Genomic DNA, 17,790 nt, shown 5'->3' on the forward strand with positions numbered 1-17,790 from the left:
AGAGGAACCACCCATGACTGTGCAGATTCCAGAGCAGCCCCCGGAGCCGTTGACGGGCCCCGTGCTTGAACTGGCCAAGCTCCGTGCCGGCCTGACGGCTGGCCTGACCCCGGAGCAGTCCGCACGGCTCCAGGGCACCGACGAGGCGTCGATCACTGCGGACGCAACCTCGTTTGCCGCGGAACTGAACCCGACGCCGCAGGGCCCCCGCTCCGGCGGTGCCCGTGGTTACGACGTCGGAGGAGGCGCAGGAACTATCGGCGCCGGAATCGCGGCGTACCGCGCGAAGCACGGCCTGGACGAGAACGGCCAGAAGCCGCAGCCCAAGCCCCTGCCGACCGGCGGACGAAACCCGTTCGTCGAACCTTCCTACACCCGGAGCTGACCCATGACCACCCTCGTATTCGACGAGTACACGCAGGCGATCAAGAATCGCGCCATCGAGCTGAGCGGCTCGGCCGTTGTCGTAGAGCTGACGAGCGGCAAGGCCCTGACTGGGACGCTCACTTACGTCATGGGTACGCACTTCGGGGGCCAGGTGTACCCGAACGTGCTCACGGTGACTGTGGCAACCAAGCCGTACGCCGTTCGTCTCGATGCCATCGCGGCCATCGGTCAGGGCTGAGACAGCCAGCCCCCGCGACCACGAGCCGCGGGGGCGTGGATGTCACTTCCTCCGCCAGAACACGAACGCCTTCAGCGCGCTGCCGACTTCGGCAATCACTGCCGGCCTTTCGGCTCCCTTGACGCCCTGGACGCTGATGCGAAGCGCCCATATGAACGTCCCGCAGAGGACGACGACGACGAGGAGGACGAGCAGGAGGAGCACGACAAAGGCGTACGGAGACGTGGCGAGAGCATCAACAAGCACGGTGGACATTGTGCGGACCCTTCACACGGAGGCTGAAGGTCCCGTAAGAGGGCGCACTTCAGTGCAGATTGACTGCAATGTGGCGTCGGTCGCTGTGCACGACGCGTCCATGTGGGTCCGCCCATGGTGGCGTCCGGGATAAGCCCCGGTGCCCAAGAATCCTTACACGGTCACGCTTTGCACGTCAAGGGACGTCGACTGTCAAACCGACGAAGGGAGGGGCCATGGTTGCCCCTGGACCACGACGAGACCTATCCAGCCCTAACAGCAGGGAGTACCGCGGGAAGGGAGCACGCAGAGCGACAGGCCCTGTCGTGCTCCCTCTCGCAGGGTGCACCCTGCCGGCCCCGGACATGCCGACAGGGCGTGACTGGGAGCCGCACGAGCGGGCCATGTGGGCGGAGCTGTGGGAATCGGGACAAGCCACGATGTGGGATGACTCCTTCGTCCCCATCGTGGCCATGTATGTGCGCATCATCTGCGACGCCTTCAGCGGCCGTGTGACAGCGGGCCTAGCAGCCGAAGCAAGGTACCTAGCAGACCACCTCGGTCTGTCACCCGCAGGGTTGAAGACGCTGGGCTGGGAGCTGGAGCGTGAGGATGCGGGCATGGGTGAGCTGCACACCGTGCCTACGGCGCACAGCCTGGATATAGACGCGCGTCGTCATCGGCTCACCGCATGAGCGCACGCAAGAGAGCACAGCTATCCCGTAAGGCGCAGGCGTTGGCAGGGAAGGAAGCGAGCGGATCCTCATCCGTCGTACCTGCGGTGCTCATGCGGTGCTATGTGGATGAGTGGCTGACGGACGCTGATCACTCTGTCGTCGACGGACAACGCGATGTCGTCGCCTGGAACCGTTGGCGACGAGCACGACAGGCGTTCGCCGACGAGCGCGGACTCACGCTCATGCAGGCATTCGGCTGCGTTGCTCGTGGCGTCGCGGGTGAGAGCCGACCGACGAACGACTGACGCTCACGACGCGCTGACCTGCGACGACATGCCCCCGACCCCACCCGGGTAACCCCATCGGAGGGCCTTTCCGCACCGTTAGTAGGCTGCCCGCCGCTGTCTGGCATCCGGTTAGAAGCCGAGCCTGACGCCCCTTCAAGGGCACACATGGCGCCCTTGACGCCCCTTCTGGCGCCCTCGTCCCCCTCTGACGCGATGGATCGTGCGCGGCGGACGATCAAGCGCCAGACGGAGACGGTTGCGGTGATTCGCTTAGCGAAATACATAGAACCGCAGGTCACCGCGTAGTTACCGTGACATTTTTGCTAGTCGGCAACCAGTGAATACCTCCTGGCTTTGCCATTCCTTTACCAAGGCTCAGGAGGAGTCATGCGAGAACCTACGTGCCCGCGTGCGGGATGCAAGCTGAAGTGCTGGTTCCAGCGCGACACCAGGGGGCGGAAGGTGTACGCCAAGTGGTGTTCAGCGTGGTGTCGTCACTGGGACGTCGCTGCCCGTCAAGCAGCCTTCAACGACAACGCGCGACAGGCGGAAACGCTCCTGGAGGCTGCTTCCATCCTTGACCGCCGGAAGTCGGGAGGCGATCCGGTGCACGGGATCCAGGTAGTCAACGGAACGCGCTGGATCGTGCACAAGGACGAGCGCGCGTCACAGATCAGGCACCGACGGTCGTCCTGATGGCTTACCGATCCCGCTACCGCGGAGACTTCGAAGGCATCGGCCGGCTGATGAAGCTGCCCGGCGTACAACTCGCCTGCCGCAAAGCGGCTTTGGAGATTCAGGCAGCAGCCGAATCTCACGCACCCGTCGGAAACCCTGAAACCGACCGGCACTCGGGACTCTACAAACGCTCCTTCGTCGTGATCCCGATCGAAAAGAACGTCCCCTGGCAGGGCAAACCCCGACGACGAGTCGGAGCACGGGTTCTGAACACCGCCCCTCACGCGCTCCTCGTCGAATTCGGCAACGGCGCCACACCGCGATACGCCGTGTTTCAGAAGGCCGTGGAGGACGTCGCAGCGCGCTTCCGCTAGCCGCACCACGCAACACCCCAACTGACTTCCGAGAGCCCCGTAGCCAGGCAGCTACGGGGCTCTCTGGCATCCCCCGTGGAGGACTTATGAGCGCAGCATTGCGCGATCCAACCTGTCTGCGCCCGAACTGCAACTTCGGACCGCTTCCGACGCTGACTGACGCCGGCGGACTGGACTTCTATGCCTACTGCTCTGCCTCCTGCAAGGCGTGGTGTGAAGCGGCCGTCACGGTGGCGCAGGCGGACTACTCGCCCGTGATCGAGCGCAGGGCTCACCGCCTGGACGTCATGGCAACGCTCCTGAATCTGCGCGAAAACCCCGCAGAGCTGGACGGCCTGACGGGTGGCGACGATGTCTGAGATCGTTGGGCAAGCCGGCGTCGATATCGTCCCGTATACCCGGGACTTCCACGCACGGCTGAAGGCAGCTGTACTCCCGTCCGCGGACCGCGTCGGCCGCGATATCGGCGAACGCATGGGGCAGGCGATTTCGGCCAGCCTCGTCGTGGCCATCCCGCAGGCCATCAACCGCGGAGGACGTGCAGGAGTCGCAGCCGCAGGCCGTCAGGGTGACGACGCGGGTGGAGCGTTCTCCCGCAGCCTGAAGAGGAAGCTGGAGATCGCCTTCAAGGCGATGCCGAAGCTCCAAGTAGGCTTGTCGGACACGGGAGTTGACGCCGAACTGGCACGCCTCCGCTCAAAGCTGGAGCAGCTGTCCAACAAGCGCATCGGCATCGACGTCGACGCCGGAGCGGCCCGCGCGGAAGTCCTGCGGATCGAAGAGCAGCTCCGCCGGCTCGGTGCCGAACATCCCAACGTGCAGGTGCGTGCCGATACAGCAGCCGCACGGGCGGCGTTGATCGCCATCCGTGAGGAGATCGACAGCGTAGACCGCAAGGACATCCGGATTCCGGTCCGCGTCGACACATCTCAGGCGACGTCAGCACTCATGTCCCTGACGCTGCAAATCGGCGCCGCTATGGCCATTCCGCTGGGGCCAACCCTCGCCGCGGGTCTTGGCGCCGTTGTGGCGATGTCAGCAGCGGCCGGCGCAGGCGTGGGAGCGCTCGCTCTCGCCGCTATCCCTGCAATCAAGGGCGTCACGGAGGCGCTCAGCGCCAAGTCAGCCGCCGAGAGGGAAGCGTCCACAGCAACGGACCAAGGGACCGCATCGACGTCGAAGGCTGCGTCCAAAGCCCTTCAGATGGCCGGCGCACAAGCTGCCCTATCCGCAGCTCACCGCAACGCCGCTCAGTCCATCGTGTCGGGCAACCGGGCGATCGAAGACGCAGAGCGCGCGGTTGCGCAGGCGGTCCAGCGTGCGGCCGATCAGCGCCGGCAGTCCGCTGACGCCATCCGTCGCGCGGAGCAGTCCCTCGCGGATTCACACCGTCGCGTACGGGACGCACAGGAGTCGCTCACAGACGCCAACGAGAGCGCGGAGGAGGCGGAACAGGGCCTCACTCGCGCCCGCCAGGATGCCGCACGCGCACTGAAGGACCTGAACGATCAGCTCACCAACGGCGCACTGGATCAGCGCGAGGCAGCACTCCTCGTGCGCGAGGCCAAGGAAGAGTTGGAACGTGCGACGGCCGGCTACAACGTCGGAACCGTCTCACAGCTGGACTTCGATCAGGCGCAGTTGGCCTACGATCAAGCGATCCAGGGCCAGAAGGAACAGAACCAGGGCTACAAGGATCTCCAGAAGTCCGCGGAAGAGCAGCAGAAAGCCGGTATCGAAGGCTCCGACGCCGTCAAGGACGCCGCGGACCGCGTGGCCGACGCTCAGGAAGCGGTCCGGGAGCAGCTCGAAGCCGTAACCGATGCTCAGCGGGCAGTCCGTGACAGCGCCATCGCCGTGGCTGACGCTCAGTCGCAGGCCGCTCGTGATCAGCGTGAAGCCGCGGAGTCCGTGGCCAACGCTCAGCGGGGCGTGGCCGACGCCGTGCAGAACGCTGCCAACGCGCAGGTGTCTGCCGCGGAGTCGATCGCATCCGCAGAGCGTGGCGTTGCCTCCGCTCGCCTCTCCGGGATCGACACCACGACGAAGGCGATCACCAAGAGCGACGAGTATCAGAAGGCACTCGCGAAGCTCAGTGCTCCTCAGCGCGACCTCTTCGACGCTATCGCCGGCCCGAAGGGGCTGAAGACGGCGTTCAGCGAATGGCAGAAGACCCTTCAGCCGGAAGTCCTCCCGCTCTTCACGCGAGGCGTGGACGGCGCGAAGGCGTCACTCCCTGGCCTGACGCCGCTAGTTCTCGGTGCAGCCGCCGGAATTCAGTCGCTCCAGGACAAGGCTTCGGCGCAGCTGAAGACGCCGTTTTGGGTCAGCTTCAAGGCGGATTTGGCAGAGAACGTGCAGCCTGCCGTTGAGGGCTTCGGTGTCGCGTTCGGCAACGTCATCAAGGGCATCGCAGGAATCATCGACGCCTTCCTACCGCACATGGATGGGATCGCCGATCATTCCGACCGGATCACGGAGCGCTTCGCGAATTGGGGAACGAGCCTCAAGGGCTCGCCGGACTTTGAGCGCTTCCTAGCGTATGTGAAGGATACGTCACCGGGCGTTGCGAAGTTCATCGGCGACGTTCTGACAGCAGCGTTGGACGTTTCGAAGGCCGTTTCTCCGATGGCGATGACCGTTCTGGCCGTTGTCGGACCCGTTTTCGAAGCGATCAGTTGGCTGGCGACGAATAGCCCTGGACTCGTCCAAGCGTTGTGGGGAATCTTCTTCGCTCAGAAGGCGATTGCGCTCGGCATGGTCGCGTTCTCCGCAGCGATGGCGGTTTACCAGTCGGTCATTCTGCTTTCGACGATCGCAACGGCTGGATTCGGTACCGTCCTCACTGCGACGGGAATCGGCCCCATCATCCGGGCAATTGTCCTCGTCGTCGGTCTGCTGATTGCTGGCTTCGTGCTCGCCTACAACAACAGTGAGACCTTCCGAAAGGTCGTCGACGGCGCTTGGTCTGGAATCAAGGAGACCATCGGGTTTGTCTGGAATTCCGTCCTCAAGCCGGCCTTTGCCGGAATCTGGGAAGGAATGAAGGCCATCGGAGCCGCTGCCGCGTGGCTCTGGGACGTCGTGGGTCCCGTCTTCGGGTTCCTCTACGAAGGCGCAAAGATCCTGGTCACGACGCTGATTACGCTCTTCCTGCTGCCGGCGTACCTTGCCTTCAAGGCTCTCGGAAAGATCGGAAAATGGTTGTGGGATTCGGCCCTTGGTCCCATCTTCGGCTGGATAGGTGAGAAGGCGATTTGGGTCTATGACAAGGCCATCAAACCCGCCATGAAGGAAGCCGTAAAAACCTTCGAAGATCTCGGAGCCGCAGGAAAGTGGTTGTGGGATAGGGTCCTCAAGCCCATCTTCGGCTGGATAGGCGAAAAAGCTGCGTGGCTCTACGAGAAGGGCATTAAGCCGCACTTCGGTAAGATCTCGAAGGCCGTCGATCTCGTCGCAGCATCCTTCGGCCACGGCAAGGACTCAATCAAGGCCGCTTGGGATCAGATCGAGAAAATCGCGAAGAAGCCCATTAAGTTCATCATCGATCACGTCTACAACAAGGGTATTGTCCCGTTGTGGAACGCCGTTTCGAAGATTACCGGCGTCGATAAGCTCAAAAAGATGGAGCTGGAGGGATTCGCTACAGGCGGCATCCTCAGCGGCTATTCTCCGGGCGTCGACGATCGCGTGATTGCCGTCGGTGGTGGCGAGGCTATTCTCCGACCGGAGGTCACGCGAGCCGTTGGAGCCGGCCCCATCAACGCATGGAATGCCGCAGCGCGATCGGGCGGCGTCGGTGCGGTTCAGAAGGCTATCTCCAACGGGATGCCAGCGTTTGCCGACGGTGGAATTGTCGGCAGCATCTGGGGTGGTCTGAAGTCCGCGGGTAGTTCCGTCGCGAACGGCATCAAGGACACTGCCGACTTCCTGACGAACCCTGAGAAGGTATTCAACGCCGCAACCGGATGGGCCAAATCACAGATGAAGCAGTTCGCTTCGTCGAAGTGGGGCCAGATGGTCACGGAGATCCCGATCGGACTCCTGAAGAGCCTGAAGGATTCCATCTTCGGTGGTGGCGACGGGACCGGCACGGCTGCAACCGGCAGCGTCGGACGAGCCCTCTCGTTCGCACGGGCGCAGGATGGCAAGCCGTACCAGTGGGGCGGCGCCTACAACCCCTCGTTCGACTGCTCCGGTCTGATGTCCAGCATTCAGAAGGTCATCACCGGGCAGAACCCGCGGGGGCGTCTGTGGTCGACGTTCAGCTTCAATGGGGACACCGCTCCCGCCGGCTGGGTGCGTAACCTGCGCTCGCCGTTCATGATCGGGATCACCAATGACGGCGTCGGGCACACCGCTGGAACCCTTGCCGGCGTCAACGTGGAGTCCAGGGGCGGTGATGGAGTCGTGATCGGCTCCCGGGCCCGTGGTTGGAACAACAGTCTCTTCACGTCGCGCTACGGCTTCGCGCCGGCAGCGAAGGCGAACGGGTACGCGGCTGGAGGCTTCCCGCAGCTTGGGGAAACCGCATGGGTGGGCGAGAAGGGGCCGGAGCTACTCCAGTTCATGACGCCTACACGGGTTCACTCCTCTCGCGACTCCATGGCCATGGCTCGCCAGGCGCAGAACGTCTCTGGAGCCAGCTCCGGCCAGGCGCCAGCCGTTCCACACGTGATCGTCAAGAACTACATCGACGGTCAAGAGGTGGGCGGCTTCGTAGATACCAAGATCGAAATGTACGACGCGGAAACCGGCCGTGCGCTGGACGTCGGACGGATCCTCTAGCAATCACGCTCAGCCGCACACAGAGGCCGCTCTCCCAGCGCGGGGGAGCGGCCTCCACGCATTGCCCAACTCACCCTGTACCGCGCCCACTTGGTGCCGTACAGGGCCTCCCCAGCCTTACGAGAGGACGCCATGAAGAGCAACGAGAACGTCACCTGTGGTCACTGCCAGGCGCCCGTAGCGCAGAAGGAAGGTGCGGGCCGGCTGCGTAGGTTCTGCTCCCAGCATCATGGACGGATGTACCGGCGCCGGATGCGAGCACTGGGCTTCGACGTGTGATCTATGGAGCCTCGTCAGCCGGCGCCTGCGTCACGAACGTTCCGCGCTGCGGGACGACGAACACGTCCCCCTCTTCGACGAGCACCGCGATAGAGCGGCGCACGGTGCTGCGGGCAAGCCCGTATTGCTGAACGAGCTGGGTCTCACTGGCCATGCGTCGGCCAGGCGCCCAATCTCCACGCGCGATGCGTGCCCGGAGGATCTCCGCTAGCTGACGGTATGGCGTCAGCGGGGCTCCGGGGTCAATCTCGTCATCGGGCAGCGCACTCATGATCGTGAAGCTAGCGAGGGCCTGCGGTCTGCCCTCATTGGGGTACGTCTCGCTACGTGTCGATACAAGGCGCTACCATGCGATGGAAAACCCCCGCGACCGTGCGACCGGTCCGGGGGCGTGGCCAACGCTATGAAGGAGCGTCGACGTGCCAGAGCTTAGCGAAGCGGTGCAGCTGACGGACCCCATGGGTCCCGCAGCGCTGGAGCCGATCCCGAACTTCAACTGCAAGATCTGCCGTGCGCTGGGAGTGCAGCGCGAAGAGGCCCGAAAGCTGGGGGACGGCTCCACGGTGTCCGACTGCAACATTGAGATCCGGCGCCACCCGCACAAGGGGCGTCGTCGATGAACCCTCACATCATTCTCCGGAGCCTCGTCCACAAGATCTCGGCTCACCCGGACATCCCTTCCACGTACACCGCGCGGTGCACCTCGTGCGGGTGGAACCCGAAGCCGTCGACGAGCGGTGAAGAGGTAGACATCGCTTGCATGTCGCACGCTGGCCGGAGCGGACACCGCCAGTTCGTGCGCACGGTCACCGGCCGCGCGTTCGTCATCCGTGAAGGGGAGGACGGTACGCCTCCCGCTCCCTAAGCCTGTGCGCTGCGAGCCGACTCGCAGCGCACGGAGAGCGGCCGGGTGTGGTCGACATAGCCGTCCCGCCGCTCAGCGAAGCCCCGTCTCCCGTACCCCCGGGAGGCGGGGCTTTGACGTATGCACTGGTCGAAGCCCTGCTACGCTCCCATGACAGGGTGAGCCATCTACGTACATCAAGAACATGGTCACCGGAGCCGCTCAGCTCGACGGCGCGATCCTCGTGGTCTCCGCGCTCGACGGCGTCATGCCGCAGACCGCGGAGCACGTCCTGCTCGCCCGGCAGGTCGGCGTCGACCACATTGTCGTCGCCCTCAACAAGGCCGACGCGGGGGACCCCGAGCTCACCGACCTGGTCGAGCTGGAGGTCCGCGACCTGTTGTCCGCGCACGGCTACGGCGGAGACACCGTCCCCGTGGTCCGGGTGTCGGGACTTGGCGCGCTGGACGGCGACCCGCGCTGGACGGCGTCGATCGAGGGACTGCTGGACGCCGTGGACACGTACGTGCCGATGCCGGTGCGCTACACCGACGCGCCGTTCCTGCTGTCCGTGGAGAACGTGCTGACCATCACCGGCCGGGGCACGGTGGTCACCGGAGCCGTCGAGCGCGGCACGGTGCGGGTCGGGGACCGCGTCGCGGTGCTCGGCGCGGACATCGAGACGGTCGTCACCGGTCTGGAGACCTTCGGCAAGCCGATGGAGTCCGCCGAGGCCGGCGACAACGTCGCGCTGCTCCTGCGCGGAGTGGAGCGCGACCGGGTCCGTCGCGGCCATGTGGTGGCCGCGCCGGGAAGCGTCAGTCCCAGCCGTCGGTTCACCGCCCAGGTGTACGTGCTGTCGGGGCGGGAAGGGGGCCGCACCACGCCGGTCGCCACCGGTTACCGGCCGCAGTTCTACATCCGCACCGCCGATGTCGTCGGAGACGTCGACCTCGGGGACGCGGCGGTGGCGCGGCCCGGCGAGACGGTCACGATGACCATCGAGCTCGGCCGTGACATCCCGCTGGAGCCCGGCCTCGGCTTCGCGATCCGGGAGGGCGGCCGGACGATCGGCGCCGGTACGGTCACCGGGCTGCTCTGACATGAGGGACCCGCCTCCGTGGACCCCGGTGGCCAAGGAGGCGGGTCCGTCGTCTTCCGTCCGCCCCTCACAATGGGGGAGTGAACGAGCCGATACCCGTCATCCGCGACGTCGACCACGGCACCGCCCGACTCCTCCCCGACGTGGACCGCGACCGGGCCTGGCTGCTCACGGTCGACGGTGCTCCGCAGTCGTACGTGGACCTGGACGATCCGACGTACCTGGAGTTCGAGTACGTACGACGCCTCGCCCACGTCCTGGACTGCGCGGCCGCGCCCGGCGCCGCCCTCGACGTGATCCACCTCGGCGGCGGCGCCCTCACCCTGCCGCGCTACACCGCGACCAGCCGGCCCGGATCGAGGCAGGACGTGGTGGAGGCGGACCGGGGGCTGCTGGAACTGGTCGCCGAACATCTGCCGGTGCCCGACGCGGCAGGGATCGCCGTGCACGGCACGGACGCCCGCGACTGGCTGGAACAGGCACCACCGGAGTCGGCTGACGTCCTCGTCGCCGATGTCTTCGGCGGCTCACGGGTACCCGCCCACCTCACGTCCGTCGAGTACGCGCGTGCCGCGGCACGGGTCCTGCGCGAGGACGGGATCTACGTGGCAAACCTGGCCGACGGTGCGCCCTTCACGTTCCTCCGTTCCCAACTGGCCACCTTCGCGTCGGTGTTCGAGGAACTCGTCCTGATCGCCGAGCCCGCCGTCCTGCGAGACAGGCGTTTCGGCAACGTGGTGCTCGTCGCCTCGCACAGCACCGTGGACACGGGACCGCTCACCCGTCTCTGCGCGGGCGACGTGTTCCCGGCCCGGGTGGAGTTCGGGGCGGCGCTGAGGCGGCTCATCGGTGGCGCGAAGCCGGTACGGGACAGTGAGGCGGTGGCCTCACCCGAGCCCCCCGCCGGCGCCTTCAGCATCGGCTGACATGAGCTGAGGGCGTCAGCCGGCGTTGTCGTCCGGCGCACTCACCGATGCGCTGACCGACGCGTCGGCCGAGGCCAGGGCCGCTCGGGCCGGGGCAGCCGCGGCCGGCCCCGGGGCCGGGAGCTTCACGGCGTCTCCCACCAGGGACTTGCCGCCCGTGCGCCGCGTCAGATTGCGTACATCCGGCACGAGCAGCACGAGCGCGGTCACCAGGACGACGAGGGCCGCGCACCCCCACAGCGCCTGGCTGCGGCCGACGAGTCCTTCCACCGGACCGGCCACCGCGGTGGACAGCGGCACCATGGCGACGGAACCGAACCAGTCGTAGGCCGAGACCCGTGACAGCTTCTCCTCCGGGATCTCCTGGTGCATCGCCGTCATCCAGGAGACGCCGAACACCTCGATGGCGATGCCGCTGACGAACATCACCGCGGCCAGTCCTGACACCGGCAGCGGCACCGCCAGCGCAGCCGACGGCAGAGCCAGCGGGAACACGCAGAGGGTTCCGGCCAGGAGCAGCCGCCGTGGTTTCCAGCGCATCATCAGCACGGCCCCGACCAGGGTCCCCACGCCGAACGCGGCGAGCGCGAAGCCCCAGGGCGCCGCGCCGCCCAGTTCGTCCCGGGCGACCAGGGGCCCGTACACGGACTCGGCGGCCGCGACGACCGCCACGACCACGGAGAACTGCGCCACGATCGCCCACAGCCACGGACGGCCGCTGAACTCCACCCAGCCCTCGCGCAGATCGGACAGGAGGCCGCCGCCCGCCGCGCGCACCGGGATGTGACTCACATCGAGAAACGCCCGCAGGGCCCCGGCGACGGCGAAGGCGGCGGCGTCGACGGCGAGCACCCATCCCGGGTCCATCGCCGCGATCATCGCCCCGCCGAGCGCCGCGCCGCCGATGGCCGCACCGTGCATCGACATCCGGAAGAGCGCGAAGGCCCGGCTCGCGTGCTCGGCGTCGACGCTGGACATCAGCATGCCCTCGGCCGCCGGGCTGAAGAACGCCTGCCCCGTGCCGCAGAGCGCGGTCAGCAGCATCATCTGCCACAGCTGGGGATCGCCCGTCAGGACCAGCCAGGCGAAGGTGGCCTGCGAGACGAAGTTCAGGGCGTTCGCGGCGACCATCACCCGGTGGCGCGGCAGGCGGTCGGCCACCGCACCGCCGATGAGCAGGAAGAGGACCAGCGGCGCCGTCCTGGCGGCGGCGACCAGTCCGACGTCGCCGCCGTCCCCTCCCGACTCCAGAACGGCGAACGCCGCCGCGATCAGCGCGCCATGGGTACCCAGGCTCGTGATGATCGCGGCGGCCGTCAGCAGACCGTAGTTGCGGCCGGCACCGACAGGGCGGGCGGCAGGGGCGGAGGGTTCGGAGGCGGAGGTCACCAGTGGACTATCGCCACCGGACCCCCTCTCCGACAAATCGACCGACGGGTGAGGCTCAGGACGAGGACCCCGCCAGCCGCACCGTGCTGAGGATCTGCTGGATGGTCGTGTCCGGAAGCTCGTCGTCGACGCCCGCGTTGGCGTACAGGACCCAGGTCGAGTACTCGTCCTTGGCGTTCTTGAAGGAGAACGCGATCGACTTGCCGTCGGTGTCGCACTTCTTCTTCTTGGAGACGTTCGCCGCGGTCGCCGTCGCCACGCTGCCGGAGAGACCCGACTTGGTGGTGTACGGCTTGGACTTGGCGACCTTGACGGTGCCCTTGGGCTCCTCCTGGGCGTAGGGGGCCCATACCCAGTTGCCCGCCTCGTTCCGGGCGGCCTCGTCGGTGCTCTTCGCACCCTGGGCGCCCTTGGTGCCGACGCCCGCGAGGCCGGTGTCCTCCTTGGTTCCGTCCTTGTCGGCGTCGTCGATGCACCACTTGCTCTTGTAGTAGGCGGGTGCGGAGAAGCCGACGGCGGGCGGTCCCGTGGGGTTCTTGACGTCCTCGAAGCCGGAGATCACGGTCGAACTCGCGACCTCCCAGTCACCGGGAACGTCGAACTGCGTACCCCACTTGGGATTGGTGACGACCTTCCACCCCGGGATCAGCGGCTTGGCGTCGCTGCCGCCCCGCGGATTCTCGGCCGGAGCGGACGTGGCCTCGGACGGCTTGGCCGACGCGGACGGCTTCTTGCCGTCGGCCACGCTCTTGCCGTCCTTCTCGCCGTCCTTGCCGAGCACGATCACACCGGTCACGACCGCTGTCACGACGACCGCGGTGGCGGCGACGATCGCGACGATCGTCGTCTTCTTCCTGTCGTCGCCCTGCGGGCCGCCGGGCGAGCCCGGAACGGCGTACTGCGGCACGGTCGGCTGCTGGTACGGATTGGGCTGCGGATACCCCGGCTGACCCGGCTGCTGGTACCCGGGCTGCTGCCCGGGCTGCTGGTATCCCGGCTGCTGATAGGGATTCGGCTGCTGGTACCCCGGCTGCTGGTACGGGTTCTGGTTCTGGTCCTGCGGGTTCTGCTCGCCCCCGGGCGGCTGCTGTCCTGGCCACATGGCCAGTAACCATAGAGGGGACGCGCCACCGCTGCTACGGCCGCCCCCGTACGGGATGGCCAAACGCCCCTACTCGTGAGTAACCTGCGGTGCATGAGCGCTGAACAGATGACAGTCGGCGAGATGCTCGTCGCGACGGTCCCGATGGCCAGGACCCTCAACCTGGAGTTCCTGGAGACGACCGCGGACCGCGCGGTCGTCCGGCTGCCCGACCAGGCCGATTACCACAACCACGTCGGCGGACCGCACGCCGGAGCGATGTTCACGCTCGCCGAGTCCGCGAGCGGAGCCATCGTCATCGCCGCCTTCGGTGACCAGATGTCGCGCGCCGTGCCGCTCGCCGTGTCGGCGGAGATCGGTTACAAGAAGCTGGCGATGGGCGAGGTCACCGCGACCGCGACCCTCGGCAGGCCCGCCGCCGAGGTGGTCGCCGAACTCGACGAGGGCAAGCGGCCCGAGTTCCCGGTCGCCATCGAGATCCGGCGCGCCGACGGCGCGGTGACGGCCGAGATGACCGTCGTCTGGACGCTGCGTCCGAACAGCTGACCACCGGCTCCGCCCGACAGGGCCGTCGCGCATCCCGTCACGGGGGCGCGACGGCCCTGAGTGCTGCCGGGGGCGGGTAGGCTGCGCGCCGTGCGCCACCGAGGCGCGCGGTGGGCGGTGAGTGGCTGCGCGGAGCGCGGTCGCGGCACCTGTACGGGAGGAACCGGCGTTGCACGTCCAGGAGTGGCTCGAGACCGTTCCCGCGGTCAGCATCTACCTCCTCGTGGGGATCGTTATCGGACTCGAGAGCCTGGGCATTCCGCTGCCGGGCGAGATCATCCTGGTCAGCTCGGCGCTCCTCGCCTCGCAGCACGGTGACATCGACCCGGTGGTGCTCGGCGTCTGCGCCTCGGCCGGAGCGATCATCGGCGACTCGATCGGTTACGCCATCGGCCGCAGGGGAGGCAGGCCTCTGCTCGCCTGGCTCGGCGGCCGGTTCCCCAAGCACTTCGGGGAGGCCCAGATCGCCATGGCGGAGCGGTCCTTCGAGAAGTGGGGCATGTGGGCGGTCTTCTTCGGCCGCTTCGTGGCGCTGCTGCGCATCTTCGCCGGCCCGCTGGCGGGCGTCCTGCACATGCCGTACTGGAAGTTCCTGATCGCCAACGTCTTCGGCGGCATCCTCTGGGCGGGCGGCACGACGGCCGTCATCTACTCCGTCGGAGTCGTCGCCGAGGCGTGGCTGAAGCGCTTCTCGTGGCTGGGCCTGGTGCTCGCCGTCCTCATCGGCGTGACGTCGATGCTCGTGCTCAAGAACCGGGCCAAGAAGGCCGCGGCGCAGAGCGGTGACACAGCCGCTCCCGCACCCGAGCCGGTGACCGTGCCCGCCGCCGACTGATCAACGCCGACTGGTCAACGCCGGCTGACCCGCCGCCGAGCCGAACAGCGACGAGCGGACCGGCGCCCCGGCGGCCGGGCGTCCGGCTCGCCGGATCCGCCCGGTCTCAGCCCTCGTGCTGCCGGCGGTGGGCCTTGGCCAGCTCCACGTAACCGACCGCGTTGAACCTGACGCCCTCGCGCTCCTCCGCGGTCAGCTCCCGCTTGACCTTGGCGGGCACCCCCGCGACGAGTGAGTTCGGCGGCACCCGCATCCCCTGAGGCACGAGCGCCTGCGCCGCGACCAGCGAGCCGGTGCCGATGTGGGCGCCGTTGAGCACCGTGGCGCCCATGCCCACCAGGACGTCGTCCTCGATGGTGCAGCCGTGCAGGACCGCGTTGTGGCCGACCGAGACCCGGGCGCCGACGGTGAGCGGGAAGCCCGGGTCGGTGTGGACACTGCAGTTGTCCTGGATGTTGCTGTCGGGGCCAAGGCTGATGGGGCCGCAGTCCGCCCGCAGCACCGCGTGGTACCAGACGCTGGAACCCGCGCTCATCGTGACCTCACCGATCACGACGGCGGTCGGCGCCACGAACGCGTCCGCGTCGATCGCCGGCTCCTTGCCGCCCATACCCATGATCAACGCCTGCTCAGCCATGGCCTGCTCCTCCGTGCTCCGGTGTGGTGCGGTCGCTCCGGTGGAACGGTAGGCGACGCCCGCCCGGCCGTCGGTGGTGGGGTGAACATCACAGACCGGGGCGCCGACCGGCTCCCGCCCAGGCCGTTACCGTGTGTCGCGTGCCGACGAACAGAAACACGTTCTCCTCGCTCGCCGCCCGGCGGCGCAGCCTCCTGTCCCGGGCCGTCCACCGTGCCTGGGCCTGGGTGCAGGAGACGGGCGCGGTCACCGCGCAGCACCCCGGGCGGCTTCGGTTCCGCCGGATGGGACCCGGGACCCGGCTGGCGTTCCCGCAGGGAACCGTGTTCGGGGAGGCGTGGATCGAGCTCGGCGACCACTGCATCATCGGGGAGCAGGTCACGCTCACGGCCGGCCTGATGCCCGATCTCGACCTGGGCTCGGAGACCGTACTCACCCTGGGCGACGGCGTCGTGCTGGGCCGGGGCAGTCACGTCATCGCCGACACCACGGTGACGATCGGACCGGACACGTACTGCGGCCCGTACGTCTACATCACCTCGACCAACCACAGTTACGACGATCCGCACGAGCCCGTCGGCCGGCAGTGGCCGCGCATGGAACCGGTGGTGATCGGCCCGGGCTGCTGGATCGGCACCGGCGCGGTGATCCTCCCCGGCGCCAGGCTCGGCCGCAACGTCGTGGTCGCCGCCGGCGCGGTCGTCCGGGGCGAGGTCCCCGACCACGCGGTGGTGGCAGGCGCGCCGGCCCGGGTCGTACGGAGCTGGGATCCCGAGAAGGGCTGGCAGCCCCCGCTGCGCACACCGGCTCCGGTCCCGATCCCTGACGGTGTCACGCCCGAACAACTGCGGTATCTGGCCGAGCTGCGGCCAACGACGCCTGAGGTGTCCGAGGCCGTGGACAGCCCTTAGCCGGAAGCCAGCAGCACCGTCCCCACCAGGGCCAGGCCCGCCCCGGCCGCCTGGATGCCCCGTAGCCGCTCGCCCAGTACCCCGCGTGCGGCCAGGGCCGTGACCACCGGGTAGAGCGAGGCCAGTACGGCGGCCACGGTGACGGGGCCGTTCTGGGCCGCGATCGAGTACGTGCCGTTGGCCGCGACATCGGCGAGGCCGACGAAGGCGAGCGCGGGCAGCGCAGCGAGGACGACCGCCCGGCCGCCCTCCTCGGGCAGCGCACGGCCGCCCCGGCGCACCGACACGTACAGGGCCGTGCCGCCGACGGCGATGTTGGTGAGGCGCTGGACGAAGAGGGCGAGGAAGAGCCCGGTGACCGTCGTGGACGCCTCGGAGATCAGCGCCATCACGGCGCCGAATCCGAACGCGGCCAGGAGCGTCAGCAGCACCGCCTGGCGCTGCACGGGCGCTCCGCGCAGCTCAGGCCCGCCCGCCAGCACGATGCCCGCCACCGCGACGGCGACGCCGGCGAACTGGAGCAGCCCCGGCCGTTCTCCCACGACCAGCCCGACGCTCACCGGCACGGCCACACCCAGGGAGCCGAGCGGGGAGACGACGCCCATCGGTCCGAGCGCCAGCGCCTTGTAGAAGCTGAGCATCGCGACGGGGCCGACCGCGCCCGCGGCCACCGCGAACCACAGCCGGCCGTCGGCCTCGCTCCATGCGCCGGTCGCCACCACGATGCCGCCCAGCACGAGGGCCGCGATCGACTGGGAGACGACCACCACGGTGAGTGCGGGCGTACGCCGGGTGAGCAGCCCGCCGCCGAAGTCGGCCAGCCCCCACAGCAGGCTGGTGGCCAGGGCGAACAGAGCTGTCATGACGTGCCTCGCAGTACAGTGCGGTCAACGGTTCGGTGCACCACACCGTAGTGCAGTATTTTGAACTCTGTCATCCAGAATATTGGACGGAATGTGTCTGACCTCGATCAGCTCACGCAGTCGCTGGCCCGCAATCTCAAGCGGTGGCGGGGTGAGCGCGGCTTCACCCTGGACGCTCTGGCAGCCCGCGCCGGGGTCAGTCGCGGCATGATCATCCAGATCGAGCAGGCGCGGACCAACCCCAGCGTCGGCACCACCGTCAAGCTCGCCGACGCCCTCGGCGTCAGCATCACCACCCTGCTCGACTACGAGCAGGGCCCGCAGGTCCGGCTCGTCCCCGCCGACCAGGCCGTACGCATGTGGTCGACCGAGGCGGGCAGCTCGACCACCCTGCTGGTCGGCACGGAGGCCGCGGGCCCTCTGGAGCTGTGGTCCTGGCGCCTGATGCCGGGCGAGGGCAGCACCTCCGATCCGCATCCCGAAGGAACCGTCGAGCTCCTCCACGTCACGGAGGGCGAACTGACGCTGGTCGTCGACGGCGAACCGCACGTGGTGCCCGCCGGAACCTCGGCGACGTTCGAGGCCCATCTGTCGCACGCCTACCGCAACGAAGGAACGCGGCCGGCGGAGTTCACCATGGCGGTCTCGGTCCCTCCTGCTCGCTGAGCGGTGAACTCGCCACGCGGCGCGGAT

The 17,790-nt window shown here is 67.8% G+C and carries 18 protein-coding genes and 1 pseudogene; 13 read left to right on the forward strand and 6 right to left on the reverse strand.

Annotated elements, in window-relative coordinates; genetic code table 11:
* Positions 1-13: 13 nt before the first annotated feature.
* Together AB0C82_RS26285 and AB0C82_RS26290 are read left to right on the forward strand one after the other, a co-directional pair.
* Positions 14-385 carry a hypothetical protein gene (locus AB0C82_RS26285; RefSeq protein WP_362846349.1) on the forward strand — a complete coding sequence of 124 codons (372 nt, stop codon included), beginning with the start codon at positions 14-16 and terminating at the stop codon, positions 383-385.
* A 3-nt stretch (positions 386-388) separates the two neighbouring features.
* Positions 389-625, forward strand: a complete 237-nt coding sequence (locus tag AB0C82_RS26290) for a hypothetical protein (RefSeq protein ID WP_362846351.1) — start codon at positions 389-391, stop codon at positions 623-625.
* 42 nt (positions 626-667) lie between these two features.
* Here AB0C82_RS26290 and AB0C82_RS26295 read toward each other — a convergent pair whose 3' ends face one another.
* A complete protein-coding gene (locus AB0C82_RS26295; RefSeq protein ID WP_362846353.1) occupies positions 668-871 on the reverse strand; it encodes a hypothetical protein in 204 nt (67 codons plus the stop codon).
* Positions 872-1,550: 679 nt separating this feature from the next.
* Between AB0C82_RS26295 and AB0C82_RS26300 the strand changes: the two genes are divergently transcribed.
* The 4 genes from AB0C82_RS26300 (at position 1,551) to AB0C82_RS26315 (ending at position 7,663) form a co-directional block, all read left to right on the forward strand.
* Positions 1,551-1,841, forward strand: coding sequence for a hypothetical protein (locus tag AB0C82_RS26300; protein WP_362846355.1), 291 nt, complete (start codon positions 1,551-1,553; stop codon positions 1,839-1,841).
* A gap of 677 nt (positions 1,842-2,518) precedes the next feature.
* On the forward strand, positions 2,519-2,875 hold the full coding sequence (locus tag AB0C82_RS26305; protein ID WP_362846357.1) for an HK97 gp10 family phage protein: 357 nt from the start codon (positions 2,519-2,521) through the stop codon (positions 2,873-2,875).
* Positions 2,876-2,961: 86 nt separating this feature from the next.
* Complete coding sequence (locus AB0C82_RS26310; RefSeq protein ID WP_362846359.1) at positions 2,962-3,234, forward strand: hypothetical protein; 273 nt, start codon at positions 2,962-2,964, stop codon at positions 3,232-3,234.
* On the forward strand, positions 3,227-7,663 hold the full coding sequence (locus tag AB0C82_RS26315) for a hypothetical protein (protein ID WP_362846361.1): 4,437 nt from the start codon (positions 3,227-3,229) through the stop codon (positions 7,661-7,663). Before AB0C82_RS26310 ends, AB0C82_RS26315 begins: the two co-directional genes overlap by 8 nt.
* Positions 7,664-7,943: 280 nt before the next feature.
* Here the strand turns inward: AB0C82_RS26315 and AB0C82_RS26320 are convergent, their stop codons facing one another.
* Positions 7,944-8,213, reverse strand: a complete 270-nt coding sequence (locus AB0C82_RS26320) for a GntR family transcriptional regulator (RefSeq protein ID WP_362846363.1) — start codon at positions 8,211-8,213, stop codon at positions 7,944-7,946.
* Between the two features lie 148 nt (positions 8,214-8,361).
* On the opposite strand from AB0C82_RS26320, the gene AB0C82_RS26325 reads away from it, so the two are divergent.
* The 3 genes and pseudogenes from AB0C82_RS26325 to AB0C82_RS26335 all read left to right on the forward strand — a co-directional run bounded on the left by AB0C82_RS26325 (position 8,362) and on the right by AB0C82_RS26335 (position 10,814).
* Positions 8,362-8,562 carry a hypothetical protein gene (locus AB0C82_RS26325; RefSeq protein ID WP_362846365.1) on the forward strand — a complete coding sequence of 67 codons (201 nt, stop codon included), beginning with the start codon at positions 8,362-8,364 and terminating at the stop codon, positions 8,560-8,562.
* 417 nt (positions 8,563-8,979) lie between these two features.
* Positions 8,980-9,888, forward strand: a pseudogene (locus AB0C82_RS26330) (GTP-binding protein); the annotation flags it as partial.
* An 80-nt stretch (positions 9,889-9,968) separates the two neighbouring features.
* A complete protein-coding gene (locus AB0C82_RS26335; protein ID WP_362846367.1) occupies positions 9,969-10,814 on the forward strand; it encodes a fused MFS/spermidine synthase in 846 nt (281 codons plus the stop codon).
* 15 nt (positions 10,815-10,829) lie between these two features.
* On the opposite strand, the gene AB0C82_RS26340 is transcribed toward AB0C82_RS26335, so the two are convergent.
* Positions 10,830-12,203 (reverse strand): MFS transporter, encoded by a 1,374-nt coding sequence (locus AB0C82_RS26340; RefSeq protein ID WP_362846369.1) that lies wholly within the window; start codon positions 12,201-12,203, stop codon positions 10,830-10,832.
* Positions 12,204-12,258: 55 nt separating this feature from the next.
* Complete coding sequence (locus tag AB0C82_RS26345) at positions 12,259-13,305, reverse strand: hypothetical protein (protein ID WP_362846371.1); 1,047 nt, start codon at positions 13,303-13,305, stop codon at positions 12,259-12,261.
* A 108-nt stretch (positions 13,306-13,413) separates the two neighbouring features.
* Between AB0C82_RS26345 and AB0C82_RS26350 the strand changes: the two genes are divergently transcribed.
* Positions 13,414-13,851, forward strand: a complete 438-nt coding sequence (locus tag AB0C82_RS26350) for a DUF4442 domain-containing protein (RefSeq protein ID WP_362846661.1) — start codon at positions 13,414-13,416, stop codon at positions 13,849-13,851.
* A gap of 169 nt (positions 13,852-14,020) precedes the next feature.
* Positions 14,021-14,686, forward strand: coding sequence for a DedA family protein (locus AB0C82_RS26355; RefSeq protein ID WP_362846663.1), 666 nt, complete (start codon positions 14,021-14,023; stop codon positions 14,684-14,686).
* Positions 14,687-14,792: 106 nt separating this feature from the next.
* On the opposite strand, the gene AB0C82_RS26360 is transcribed toward AB0C82_RS26355, so the two are convergent.
* Complete coding sequence (locus AB0C82_RS26360; RefSeq protein ID WP_362846373.1) at positions 14,793-15,323, reverse strand: gamma carbonic anhydrase family protein; 531 nt, start codon at positions 15,321-15,323, stop codon at positions 14,793-14,795.
* A gap of 140 nt (positions 15,324-15,463) precedes the next feature.
* Between AB0C82_RS26360 and AB0C82_RS26365 the strand changes: the two genes are divergently transcribed.
* On the forward strand, positions 15,464-16,234 hold the full coding sequence (locus tag AB0C82_RS26365) for an acyltransferase (RefSeq protein ID WP_362846375.1): 771 nt from the start codon (positions 15,464-15,466) through the stop codon (positions 16,232-16,234).
* Here the strand turns inward: AB0C82_RS26365 and AB0C82_RS26370 are convergent.
* On the reverse strand, positions 16,231-17,097 hold the full coding sequence (locus AB0C82_RS26370; RefSeq protein ID WP_362846377.1) for a DMT family transporter: 867 nt from the start codon (positions 17,095-17,097) through the stop codon (positions 16,231-16,233). The two genes, AB0C82_RS26365 and AB0C82_RS26370, sit on opposite strands and share 4 nt — an antisense overlap.
* A 93-nt stretch (positions 17,098-17,190) precedes the next feature.
* Here AB0C82_RS26370 and AB0C82_RS26375 point away from each other — a divergent pair, with 93 nt between their 5' ends.
* Positions 17,191-17,763: an XRE family transcriptional regulator gene (locus tag AB0C82_RS26375; protein ID WP_362846379.1), complete on the forward strand. Its 573-nt coding sequence runs from the start codon at positions 17,191-17,193 to the stop codon at positions 17,761-17,763.
* The last annotated feature ends 27 nt before the right edge of the window (positions 17,764-17,790 follow it).

Source organism: Streptomyces sp. NPDC048560, from assembly GCF_040650955.1.
Taxonomy (GTDB): Bacteria; Actinomycetota; Actinomycetes; order Streptomycetales; family Streptomycetaceae; genus Streptomyces.